Origin of the sequence: Chryseobacterium polytrichastri, assembly GCF_900142445.1 — a bacterium.
Taxonomy (GTDB): Bacteria; Bacteroidota; Bacteroidia; order Flavobacteriales; family Weeksellaceae; genus Chryseobacterium; species Chryseobacterium polytrichastri.
Window position 1 is genome coordinate 19786 of the sequence record NZ_FRAV01000052.1, and the last position, 13084, is coordinate 32869.

A 13084-nucleotide genomic window follows, 5' to 3' on the forward strand; every position below is an offset into this window, starting at 1 on the left:
ATAAGGAAACACATGTACTTGATTAGGAAAAAAAATGAAGAATTTTGAATTGTTCTTAACCGAAACCGGAATTTCTATTTTCTACGTGAAGATAGGATTGGGTTTTCTGTTCTCTTTTTTAATCACCTATTTTTCAGTTCCAACTATTATCAAAATTTCCAGAAGGAAAAACTTGATGGATGAGCCTGGAGTTAGGAGTTCCCACATGAGAAAAATACCAAATTTAGGAGGTATTGCTATTTTCTATTCAATAGGAATATGTACTTCTATATTTGCGTATGAACTTTTTGATCTCTATAAATTTTTATTCGCATCCATGGTCATTCTCTTATACATAGGGGTGATGGACGATATTGTAGTAATGAGAGCATATAAGAAATTGGTTGCTCAAATAGTTGTTTCTGCATTTATCGTAATAGGTTCAGATATAAGAGTGAGAAGCTTATTCGGGATATTTGGGGTATATCAACTTGGCTATTTCGTGAGCATCCTGTTTAGTATTATTACTTTTATCATTCTTATTAATGCCTTTAATTTGATTGATGGGATTGATGGCCTAGCGGGAAGTTATTCTTTAATATGTTCAGCACTTTTCGGATTAAGTTATTATAGACTAGGAGAATATAATTATCCATTAGTTGTGCTCTCTGGTATTATCATTGGGGCAGTGCTTGCCTTTTTATATTATAATTTATCAAATTATAGAACGAATAAAATATTCATGGGCGATACGGGCTCTATGCTGTTAGGGTTTCTGCTTGCCTTTACGGCTATTTGTTTTATTGATATTTTTATAGATAAAGACCTTCCTAATGTACCAAGATATCATTTGCAATCTGCTCCGGTAATTGCAGTTGCTATATTGATTCTTCCAATTGTAGATACATTAAATGTTATCATCATAAGGCTTTGTAATAAAAAATCACCTTTTGATGCCGATAAAAACCATATACATCACAAACTATTAAAGCTGAATCTTACTCACAGAAGATCTAGTTTTTATATTATTCTGTATTATCTTTTTATTGTAGCCACTGCTTATTGCTTAAGACATACCAATATAAATTTATTACTATTAATCGTATTAGCATTAGGCTTTTTAGGGGCTTATCTGCCCGATTGTATATATGCCTTAAGAAATAATAAAAAGTAACAATTAAATCTTTATTTTTGCAAACAACTTGAAAATATGATGAAAAATTATAAGTATTTATTCCTTTTAATATTCCCTTTTCTCATTACATCTTGTATTACTACAAAAGATGTAAGGTATATGCAGCCTAGTGAAAGTCTTGTAATCAACGAAGAAGGCTTGATACCGTATAATGTGCCCGTATACAGAATCACTAAAAATGATATGTTAAACCTTAATATTGTGACTACGCCTAAAGGTGATGCTGCACAATTTTATTCTTCACTAAATACGAGTGGTGCGAATGGAGGGCAGGCACTTCCCGGTGGAGGAGCTGTCGGAGGAGCTTCAGGAGGAGGAAGCGGACCTGGAGGAAATGTCAGTTTTTATTTTAATGGTTTGAAAGTCGATTCAAATGGTGATATCAATATTTTTGGTATTGGCTATATTAAGGCTGAAGGAAGAACTATTGAAGATCTTACAAAAGAGATTCAGGATAAGGTAAATGAAAATTTCCAAGAAGGAAAGTCTGAGGTAAGATTAAATACTAATGGTATTACTTATTATATCTTAGGGGATGTTGAAACAACTGGACTTACAGGTGAAAAGGTAGTTCATAAAAATATACTTACGTTAACAGAAGCTTTAGCCATCAATGGTGGTATGAATAGAACTATTGATAGGAAAAATATTGTGATCCACAGAAAGCTTCCTGAAGGTATTAAGGTTGTAAAAATAGATCTTACTCGTGAAGATATTATGAATTCACCCTATTACTATGTACAAAATGGTGATGAAATTTATCTTAACACAAGAGCAAAAAGCTTGAACGGATTTGGAAAAGATCCAATTCAAACTTTAATATCGGGAGTTTCTGTAATCACTACAGCATTGTCAATTTATCTACTTCTAAAAAACCTTTAGCATGATTCCAGGAAAAGACACTACTGTAGCAAAAAATGATTCTCAAAAGGAAAAATTTGGTTCTTTCTCATTATTTGATATTGAGCACTTTTTAAGAAGAATATTAAAGAACTGGTACTGGTTTGTATTTATGTTCTTAATTGGATATGTAATCTCGTGGGTTTATAGCAAATATTACGCACAAAATATCTATGCTTCAAACTTATCTTTAAGTGTTTCAAGTAATACTTCGAGCTATTTTACGCCTAATCAGTCTATTAATTTTATATATGGGCAAAATGGAAATCAAGATGGTATTTATTTGAAGAAAATGCTTTTATCAAGATCTCATAATGAATTTCTTGTAAAGGGACTAGATCTTTTTGTGAGCTATTCTACAAAAGGGGCAATAAAATCTACTTATTTAGACAAAGATGATTCTCCTGTTTTTTTACAAATAGATAAAAAACACGGTCAGCAAATTAATTATGCTATTACTTTGATGCCTAAAGGAAATGGTACTTATGAAGTTGTTTTGCCTGAGGAAGGTCAATCTACGAGCCTATATAGCTATGAAAGTGAAGGCTTTGAAAGTATTAATACCTATCAAAGACCAGCCAATAAAGTAATAAAAATAGGAGAATGGTATACCTCTCCGAATTTGAGATTTCAGTTGATTCAAAATCCTGTAAAATCTAAAATTAGCTTAGATAAGATTATAGTTAATCTTAATTCTGTCAACCAGTCTGTTAATGATATTGTTTCTACAATAGGTGTAGAATTTGACAAAGAAATTAACAGTATTATGATTATTACTAAAACGGGATATAATCTGAATAGTACAGTAAGCTTTTTGAATAAATCAGTAGCTGAATTACAGAAAAAAAGATTTGCAGATAAAAATACGGTAGATAAGAATACAGAATCTTATTTACAGGGCAACCTTGATGGAATCAGAAAAAGATTAGATTCTAGTGCTGCCGTTTTAAATTACTTAAAAACATCTGAAAAGCTCTATGATATTAAAGATAGAGATGAAAAATCTCTAGTTAGAATAAAAGATTTAGAGGCTAAAAAAGCAGATTTAGAGAGTAAATTAAACTCATTAAATACAATCAGACGTACTTTAGAAACGCAGAATTTTGATAAAATGATCAGCACCAATGCTGCTGGTTTTGAAGATGGTCTTTTCTCGGCTTCTGTATCAGAATTGAAGGCTCTTTATCTTAAAAAGAGAGAGTTGGCTTCCATCTATAAGCCTAACTCTGAGCCAATGCTTGAAATCAATAGGCTTATTAATGATGCAAAGCTAAGTTCTAACAATTCACTAAGAAATTACTATAACGGGTTTTATACAGAAATTAATAAAATCAATCAACAAGTTTCAGATGCTAACTCAGATTTGGCATCTTATCCTGAAAAGCAAAGGAAATATTTAGACGCTGAGAGAGGATATAATATGATTGAGGCAACTTATAACAGTTTATTGGGGAGACAGAACGAGACTCAAATGAGAATGGCTACCAATCAGTCTGATATTACAGTTATTGACCCGGCTAAAAATTTGGGACAAGGTCCAATTGGTCCTAATGTAAAAGGAACTAAGGCAACAATCATGGGCGGATTATTGGTGCTGCCGTTGTTGCTTCTTTTGATAGGTGAAGTTCTTGATAACAGGATTAGGAATATTAAAGAATTGTTGAATGCAACAAAAATTCCATTGCTTGGAGTTATTGGAAATAACAATAATGAAAATATGCTTACTGTTTTGGAGCAACCAAAATCTTCTGTTTCTGAGGCATTCAGAGGAATAAGAGCCAATATGAGGTTCTTGTCGGGTGAAAATGGTAAGAGCAAGACAATCTTAGTAACATCATCTATTGGAGGTGAAGGAAAAACATATGTTTCTATTAACTTAGCATCAGTTTTAGGATTAAGTGATAAGAAAACAATCCTTTTAGGAATGGATTTAAGAAAACCAAAGATTTTTGGAGATTTTAAAATTGATAATAAATATGGGATCTCTAATTACCTTACAGGAGAGGTTTCAATAAATGAAATTATTAATAAAACAAATATTCCTAATCTTGACGTGGCTACTTCGGGACCAATTCCACCAAATCCTTCAGAGCTTTTAATGAGCGACAAGAATATTAAGTTTATTGAAGAACTTAAAGATATTTATGATTTCATTATTATTGATTCTCCGCCGGTAGGTTTGGTTGCAGATTCTTACGAATTAATGAAATATTCAGATGCTAATCTCTATGTTGTTCGTCACGAATACACAGAAAAGTATATGCTGAAGATGATTACAGAGAAATATCATAACAATGAAATTGAACATTTAGGCTTAGTTTACAACGATTATGATGTAAAACAGGGGTATGGATATGGTTACGGATATGGTTATGGATACGGTTATGGATATTTTGATGAAGATAAAAACTATAAAGAACCATTGTTGATAAGAATAAGAAACAGGGTTCGAGTGATCTTTAATAAAAAATAATATATAATAAACCCTCATTTAATGGGGGTTTATTATATATTTGAATATTTTGAATCTATTAAAAAAAGAATATTTTTGCTACTTTGCCGTTTACTTTATAACAAATTATGTTTTTTTGTTTATTTTTAACTAAACATTAAGATTATCATTAATATAAAAATGTTTTATATTTGCAAAAATTAAATTTTAAAATAACCATAAATCCGTATTCTTTTATGAATAAAAAATTATTATTTAGCTTCCTTGCCGTTTTGGGAACTGTGGTAAGTATTAAAGCTCAAAGGAACGAATTGGGGGTTCGTCTGGGGATGAGTAACCTAGTTGGCGACATAGGAAGAACGAATTATATTTTACAAAAGCCGTTGGATTTAAGCAAGACGTCAGATTTTGGGGTTCCTTTTTATGGAGGTATTTTATATAGGTTTAATTTTAACCCTCATCAAACTGTTAGATTAGATCTAGGATATAATCAAATTCAATTTAGTGATAAAGTGGCTAAAGAAGAATACAGGAAGAATAGGAATGCAATGGGGAAAAATAATGTGTATGAGGCTAGTTTAATGTTTGAGTATAATTTCTTCCCAGTGAATAACGAACAGAAAGGTATGCTAAGCCCTTATATATTTGGTGGAGTTGGTGCTTTAATGTTCGATGCTCCAAAGGCTACCATGGTAAATGATTTTAGAAGAGATGCAGATGGTGTGGCACAAGCTCCTATTAATGAATTAGATTTTACTACTTCAGCTGTATATACAACGGGTAGAAAGACAACAATGCATATACCTTTTGGAGTAGGTTTGAAATATAAATTTAATTATAGTTGGGCAATATTTGCTGAAGCTACATTTAGATACACAATGACAGATCAGTTGGATTATAGTAAGATTCTTGATAAAGATGTTGTTGCTACTTATAATGGGGATATTTTAAATCCTGCTACAGGCGGATCTTTACTTCAGTCAGATGCATATTATGCAGTGTCGAAGGAAAGAGAAGCTAAGTTTATTAAAGAAAGAAATATTGGAGATAGTAAGTCTAATGATTGGATTAATACGGTAAGTTTAGGGCTTACGTATTCTTTCGGAAGACCACCATGTTATTGTGATTAATTAATTATGTCGTTGATTAAAGATAAAATAAATTCTGAGAATTTACCGCAACACGTTGCTATCATTATGGATGGTAATGGAAGATGGGCAAAATCCCGTGGCGAAGAAAGGACCTTTGGTCATAAAAATGCTATTGATGCTGTAAGAAATGCTATTAATGCATGTAATGAGATACATATCCCATACTTAACGCTCTATACGTTTTCTTCGGAAAATTGGAATAGGCCTACAGATGAAGTGGATATCTTAATGAATTTGCTTGCAGAAACGTTATTACTGGAAGCAGAGGAAATATTCAGTAAAGGATTACGAATGCATGTTATTGGTAATTTAGAAAAATTGCCGTCACTTGTAAGGGATCAGTTGCTTAATGTGGTAGAACTAACAAAAGAAAACACAAAGGGTAATTTGGTATTAGCAATAAGCTATGGCTCACAAAATGAGATACTGAATGCCGTAAAAAATATTAGTACTGATGTAAAAGAAGGAAAGATAGATATTGAGGATATTAATGAAAATTTATTCGAAAACTATCTTTATACGAAAGATTTTCCACCTGTTGATTTATTAATAAGAACCAGCGGTGAAACTAGGATAAGTAATTTCCTCCTTTGGCAGATTGCCTATGCAGAACTACAGTTTTTAAATGTTCTGTGGCCGGATTTTTCAAAAGATATTTTCTTTCAGTGTATTGTAGATTATCAAAACAAAGAGAGAAGATACGGCTTAACCGGCGAGCAAATAAAGATTCAGTAAAATTTAAGAAAAGAAAGACTACGATAAAATGAAGTTTAGACTATTACCCATCATTATGTTTGTTGCTTCTGCACATTTTTATGGACAGGTAACGCCACAGGACAGCACCAAAGTGAATAATCCTGTGCATGCAGACAGCCAAATAGGCTCTTACATGCTTAAAGACATCGTTGTAGATGGGGTTAAAAAATACACACCTGCACAGATCTTAAGATTTACAGGATTGTCAAAAGGAGAAAATGTAGATATCCCTGGGCAGAAAATCAGCAATGCTATTAAAAAACTTTGGGATACTCAATCTTTTTCGGAAGTGGAGGTCTATGTACAAAGTATTGAAGGCGAAACTGTAGTTTTGAAATTCTATTTACAAGACTTAAAAGAACTTGGAGAAGTGAAATTTAAGGGTAAAGGAATTGGGAAATCTAAGAATGAAAAACTGGCAAAAGACAACAATCTGAAGCCGGGAACGAAAATTACCCAAAATTTAGTTTCAAGTCTTAAAACAAATATTCCTAAAGATTACATCAAAAAAGGATTTGCAGATGCTAAGATCACCATTGAGGATAAAGTAAATGCGAATGATCCTTCTTTGGTAGACTGGACGATTATTGTGGATAAAGGCAAAAAAGTAAAAATTGATCACATCGAGTTCGAAGGAAACGAAAAAGTGACTGATTCAAAACTTAGAAATAAGGCTTTTAAAGAAACTAAACAAAAAAGGTTTAGTATTGGAGGTATCTTGAAGCCTTCAAAATTCATCGCAGAAAAATATCAGGAAGATAAACAAAGTCTTATCAGCTACTATAACTCTTTAGGATATAGAGATGCGGCTATTGTTTCTGATTCTGTATGGAGAAATAAGAAAAACGATTACGAGATCAACGTAAAATTAAAAGAAGGTAAGCAATATTACATTGGTGATATTACGTTTACTGGAAATACTGTATATCCTACAGATTATCTACAAAGGTTGTTAGGATATAAGAAAGGTGATATTTACGATGCAGTAGGATTCAACAAAAAAGTTGGAGAAGATGGAGGTAAAGAAGATGATTCTGATATCAAGTCGGTTTACATGAACAACGGTTACCTTTTCTCTAACGTTACTCCTGTTGAGAAATCGGTAGAAGGAGATAAGATTAATCTTGAGATCCGTATCAACGAAGGTGAAAAAGCAACTTGGAATAAAGTAACTTGGCAAGGGAATACAACAACGCATGACCATGTTATTCTTCGTGCTTTAAGAACGAAGCCGGGAAGTCTTTTTGCTAAGAGTGATATTAAAAGAACATATTTTGATTTAGCGGGAATGACATTCTTTGATCCACAGCAAGTAGGTCAGGATATTCAGCCAAATCAACAAGACAATACAGTAGATATCAATTGGAAATTGGTGGAGAAAGGTTCTTCTCAGGTTCAGTTACAGGCAGGTTACGGTGGTAACAGCTTTATCGGAACTTTGGGATTAACGTTCAACAACTTCTCATTGAAGAACTTCCTTAAGTTTAAGGACTTTAGACCAGTACCACAAGGGGACGGACAAACATTATCTCTTCAAGCGCAAGCTGGGCAGTTTTTCCAAAACTATGGGGTATCTTTCACAGAGCCTTGGTTGTTCGGAACGAGACCAACTGCACTTTCTGTAAGTTTAAATACTTCAAGAGTAAAATATTCTGATGCAACAGGTAACGCACAGAAATTAAATATCTTCTCCGCTTCAGTAGGTCTAAATAGATTATTGAAATGGCCGGATGACTATTTCTCATTATATACAGGTCTTCAGTATCAGAAATATGACTTTAGTAACTATCCATTCGAATTCGGTGATACCACTGAGTATTATGGAACAGCAAACAACTTAAGTCTTAATATAGGATTAAGTAGAAACTCTGCGGGTATTGACCCAATTTTCCCAACAACAGGTTCTAATATTGAACTTTCCGGAAAATTCACACTGCCATATTCATTGTTTAGCAATAAAGACTATTCAACAATGAGTCCTACTGAAAAGTATAAGTGGATGGAATTCTATAAAATTAAGTTTAAAGCGGACGTTTATAACGAGATTGCTGGAAAACTAGTGTTAAGATCTTCTGCTGAAATGGGATTCATGGACGGATACAACAAACAATTGGGAGCTCCGCCATTTGAAAGATTCTATGTAGGAGGAACAGGACTTTTCGGAGGTAGATATGATGGTAGAGAATTAATTCCTTTAAGAGGTTACGAAAATGCTTCTACTTACGGTGGAACTGTTGATGATATTACTCAGAAAGGAGGAGGTACAATCTATAACAGATTTACATTAGAATTAAGATATCCAATTTCAATGAGCCAAACTGCTAAAATTTATGCATTAACATTTGCTGAAGGAGGTAACGTTTGGAATTCATGGGGTAACTATAATCCGTTCCAGTTAAAAAGATCAGTTGGTGTTGGGGTAAGAGTTTACATGGGTGCATTTGGATTAATCGGATTTGATTTTGCTTACGGATTTGATAAAACAGTTCTTGGAACTGAACCTTCAGGATGGAAAACACACTTCTTGATGAACCAATCATTATAATTCGCAATATGAAATATTTTAAAACTGTTCTCACATTTATAGTATTCTTACTTTTCGGCTTGAGCAATGCTCAGAAAGTCGGGGTAGTAGATACAGAATACATATTAGATAAGTTACCTCAATATAAAGAAGCTGAAGCAAGATTAAATTCACAAATTGATACTTGGCAATCTGAACTTCAAAGTTTGCAATCTGAATTTGAAAAGAAAAGATCAGCTCTTGAAAACGAAAGGGTTTTATTAGTCGGAGACCAATTAAAGCTTAGAGAAAAAGAGGTGATGGATTTGGATAAAAACGTCAAAACCACTACGAGTTTGAGGTTTGGAGCCAATGGTGAGATCACAAAATTAAGAACAAGTTTAATCGTGCCTTTCCAAGATCAGATCTGGACGGCCATTCAGACAATGTCTGAGAAAAATGGCTTGGGCATAGTTCTTGATAAAGCCAATAATGTTAATGTTATTTTCCTTCAAAAAAGATTCGATTATACAGACAAAGTATTGGATGTTTTATTAAAAGGTTCAACAGGAGCCGATAAAAAGGAAAAAACAAGTACAAAAGGTAAAAAGTAATTATTAAAGTTAACTTTTTCCTATATTTAAAATCTAATAAACAAATTAAATTATTTATTTACCAGTTATGAAAAAATTAAGTGTATTATTTGCAGCAGTAATGATGGTTGTATCTGTAGGTATGGCAAAAGCTCAAAAAATTGCTACTTTAGATGTTATGGGTGTTCTTGAAGCAATGCCTGAAAAGAAAAAAGCAGATGCTGATTTAAAAACTTTCTTAGATGCTAAGCAAGCAGAAATTAAAAAGAAAGCTGACGCTGGACAAGCTAAATTAAAGCAATATACTGAAGAAGCTCCAAAGAAAAGTGCTGACGAAAACAAAGCAAGAGAAGCTGAGTTGTCTAAAATGAATGACGAGATCAACCAAATGCAAGATAAAGCTCAAAAAGATTTCGTTGCTAAAAGAGACGCAGCTTATGAGCCGGTTGAAAAGAAACTAAACGATGTTGTAACTAAAGTTGCTAAAGCAAACGGTTATGATTACGTTATGGATGCTAACTCTTCTGCATTTGTTTACAAAGCAGGTACAGATGCTACTCCAGCTGTAAAAAAAGAATTAGGTCTTTAATTGAAACAAATTAACAAAGATTTATAGAACAGACCACCTCTTTTAGAGGTGGTTTTTTTATTTTTGCCAAATGGAAAAAGAAGTATCAACTACGGTAAAGGTCAGATTTAGTGATTGTGATCCGATTGGGCATTTAAATAATGTGAAATATCTAGATTACATGTTCAATGCAAGAGAAGATCATGTAGAAACATTTTATGGTTTCACTTACGAAGAATATACTAAAAAAACAGGCTGTACTTGGATTGCAATTCAAAACGAAATAGCATATTTAAAAGAAGTAAGATATAATACGCAAGTAGTGATCAGTAGTAAAACGATCGAAATCCAAGACAGAACAGCGAAGGTGGAGATCTTAATGAAAAGCTTGGACGAGAAAACAGTTCATGCGGTTTTATGGGTTACGATTATTTACTTCAATATGAAAACAAGAAAATCAGAAGTTCATCCGGATGACATAAAAGAAACATTCCATAAATTCCATGTAGAGTTGGATCAGAAAGATTTTCAGTCACGAGTGAAATTTTTAAGATCACAGAACGCAAAAAATTCATAATAGAAGGAATTATTTAAAATATTAATGTATATTCCATTAGACAATATTAAAACGTAAAAGTAATACATGAAAAAAATAGTTGTAATAGGAAGCAACGGACAGTTGGGAAATTGTATAAGAAAAATTGCTCCCGATTTTGAACTTGATTATGAATTTGTATTCGCAGATTCGCAAACGGTAGATATTACGAACGAAGATCAGGTAAATACTTTCTTCAATAATGAAAAACCGGATTTCTGTATCAATGCATCGGCTTACACGGCGGTAGATCTTGCAGAGAAAGAAAGTGAGAAAGCTTTTGCTGTAAATGCGGACGGGGTAGCAAATCTGGCTCAGGCTTGTGTAGACCATAAAGCGATATTAGTTCACGTTTCCACAGATTATGTTTTCGATGGAGAAACTAATTTAGATTATTCGGAAGATGATTTCACAAACCCGATCGGAGTTTACGGAGAATCAAAATTAAAAGGAGAAGAATTAGCTTTAGAGATTAATCCTAAAACCATTATTCTAAGAACATCTTGGTTATATTCAGAGTTCAATAAAAACTTTGTGAAGACCATGCTGAATTTATTTCCACAAAAAGACGAATTAGGAATTGTTGCAGATCAATATGGTCAACCTACCAATGCAAATGATTTAGCAGAAGCAATCATGAATATCATTAATGCTCCAACGAAAATTTTCGGTGTTTTTCACTTTTCAAATTATCCGGAAACAACATGGTTTGAGTTTGCTAAAAAGATCGCTGAATTTTCAAACGCTTCCGTAAAATTAAATGCATTAACAACGGAACAATATCCAACTCCGGCCAAACGCCCGAAAAGAAGTACAATGTGTTTAGATAAAATTGAAGAAACGTATAAAATAGAACTAAAACATTGGGAGAATAGTTTAGAAGAATGTGTAGAAATTCTTTCACAATAAAATAATATCTCATGAAAAATTTAGGAATAATCATTTTTGTTTTTTTTGCTCAGGTTTTCAGTGCTCAGAATGTTTATTTAACGAAAGTTGAAAAAACAAACGAGAACGCAGATAAATTTCTATACAGAATAAACGAAGAAGCCAAACAGGCCGAACTTTTAGGAGAAGTAGAAGTTCAGGGATTCTCAAAAGACGACGCTGAAGTTTTTTCTTTAATCTATAAGAAGGCAAAAGAAATTGGTGCCAACGCGTTTTCATTAAAACCATTTGAAAATATAGATGGTTCGCCGCAAGCTTTCAATCCTTCAAATTATAAACTTGCTTTATACTATCTACCAAAAGACAAGTTTTTAAATCAAACGGGGAATATCTTTTTATTTGCGTCATCAGACAAAGACCAAAAGATAGGCGTAAACAAAAAAGATTATACATTATCTCCAAGATCATACATCACCATAAAAGTGGTGCCTGGAGAATTGTATGTAATTTCTACAAAAAAACTATTGGGTTCTACCATTAAGCTACAGCCCAAGCAGGGCGAAATCAGTCAATATTTTCAAATCTCAGCCACAAAAATTAAATCAGACGACACAGGAGTCGGTGGTATCAACTTAAAATCTGGCGACATTATAGGGTTAGAAAAATCTTATGGCGAATTTTTAAGTATCATATATAGTAAAGAAAAGCAGAGTAATTAAACTCTGCTTTTTATTTTTCCAGGCTGTCATTGCGAGAAGCGAAGCTAACCTGTATTGAGCTTGTCGAAGCAAAGCAATTTCAAAAACACAACCTCTCTCATACTCTCCAACTCTCAAACCTTCCTTCCCTCCAGCTCAAATTTTTTCAGGAGCTTCATCCAGCTTTCCGCTGTATCTTTTTAGTTACGGCCTCCGCTTCGCTTCGCCCGCAACAAAAAAGGATGCCGCTTCTATCTGGGCTAGGGTATTTGTCGTACTTTTCAACAGTCCACATCACCACAAAGTTTGTCATCCTGTAAGGATCTCAATAACGTAATTCAAAAAGGTATAGATTCTTCACTCCACTGTGTTCCATTCGGAATGACAGCTTCCCATGTTCCCTCTAAACCTAACAGGTTTCGAAAACCTGTTAGGTTTGCCTTAACACTTAGAAAGATTATATTTCAACATTTTATCCATCCACTAATACCTGTCTCAATCTTTGCAATATCCATGCACCCACAATCATCTGTGTCAATCTGCGAAAATCTGTGGGAAATAAAAAACAGTCCTTCCTTGAAGCCTCACATCCAATCGCAATCCCCAACTCAAACCTCATAGGTTTCAAAAACCTATGAGGTTTTGACATACCTTATATATAATAGGAACCCCAAGTATATTCTAAGCGGTAGAAAGCCGTCTTATAATATGTTTAAAACTACAATTCACCAATGTGGATAACTACTTTATGTTATATAAAGTAAATAAAATCAATTATTTAGCGCACTTACTTCTCCACAAAAGCT

General features: G+C 33.3%; 11 protein-coding genes. All 11 read left to right on the forward strand.

The genetic code is table 11. From position 1 onward, the window contains the following. Window positions 1-34: 34 nt before the first annotated feature. The 11 genes from BUB80_RS21375 to BUB80_RS21425 all read left to right on the forward strand — a co-directional run bounded on the left by BUB80_RS21375 (window position 35) and on the right by BUB80_RS21425 (window position 12299). A complete protein-coding gene (locus BUB80_RS21375) occupies window positions 35-1153 on the forward strand; it encodes a glycosyltransferase family 4 protein (RefSeq protein WP_073297619.1) in 1119 nt (372 codons plus the stop codon). 36 nt (window positions 1154-1189) lie between these two features. Continuing rightward, window positions 1190-2056 carry a polysaccharide biosynthesis/export family protein gene (locus BUB80_RS21380; protein WP_073297620.1) on the forward strand — a complete coding sequence of 289 codons (867 nt, stop codon included), beginning with the start codon at window positions 1190-1192 and terminating at the stop codon, window positions 2054-2056. Window position 2057: 1 nt separating this feature from the next. After that, a complete protein-coding gene (locus BUB80_RS21385) occupies window positions 2058-4547 on the forward strand; it encodes an exopolysaccharide transport family protein (protein WP_073297622.1) in 2490 nt (829 codons plus the stop codon). 215 nt (window positions 4548-4762) lie between these two features. Further along, on the forward strand, window positions 4763-5656 hold the full coding sequence (locus BUB80_RS21390; RefSeq protein WP_073297624.1) for a DUF6089 family protein: 894 nt from the start codon (window positions 4763-4765) through the stop codon (window positions 5654-5656). A gap of 6 nt (window positions 5657-5662) precedes the next feature. Then, window positions 5663-6412 (forward strand): isoprenyl transferase, encoded by a 750-nt coding sequence (locus tag BUB80_RS21395; RefSeq protein ID WP_073297627.1) that lies wholly within the window; start codon window positions 5663-5665, stop codon window positions 6410-6412. Window positions 6413-6440: 28 nt separating this feature from the next. Then, window positions 6441-8978 carry an outer membrane protein assembly factor BamA gene (gene bamA, locus BUB80_RS21400; protein WP_073297628.1) on the forward strand — a complete coding sequence of 846 codons (2538 nt, stop codon included), beginning with the start codon at window positions 6441-6443 and terminating at the stop codon, window positions 8976-8978. 8 nt (window positions 8979-8986) lie between these two features. Next, on the forward strand, window positions 8987-9550 hold the full coding sequence (locus tag BUB80_RS21405) for an OmpH/Skp family outer membrane protein (protein WP_073297634.1): 564 nt from the start codon (window positions 8987-8989) through the stop codon (window positions 9548-9550). 67 nt (window positions 9551-9617) lie between these two features. After that, a complete protein-coding gene (locus BUB80_RS21410; protein ID WP_073297629.1) occupies window positions 9618-10118 on the forward strand; it encodes an OmpH/Skp family outer membrane protein in 501 nt (166 codons plus the stop codon). 70 nt (window positions 10119-10188) lie between these two features. Continuing rightward, entirely contained in the window at window positions 10189-10674 is a 486-nt protein-coding gene (locus BUB80_RS21415) for an acyl-CoA thioesterase (protein ID WP_073297630.1), read from the forward strand. Window positions 10675-10740: 66 nt separating this feature from the next. Next, window positions 10741-11601, forward strand: coding sequence for a dTDP-4-dehydrorhamnose reductase (gene rfbD, locus BUB80_RS21420; protein WP_073297631.1), 861 nt, complete (start codon window positions 10741-10743; stop codon window positions 11599-11601). Between the two features lie 11 nt (window positions 11602-11612). Then, on the forward strand, window positions 11613-12299 hold the full coding sequence (locus tag BUB80_RS21425) for a hypothetical protein (protein ID WP_073297632.1): 687 nt from the start codon (window positions 11613-11615) through the stop codon (window positions 12297-12299). Window positions 12300-13084: the final 785 nt, after the last annotated feature.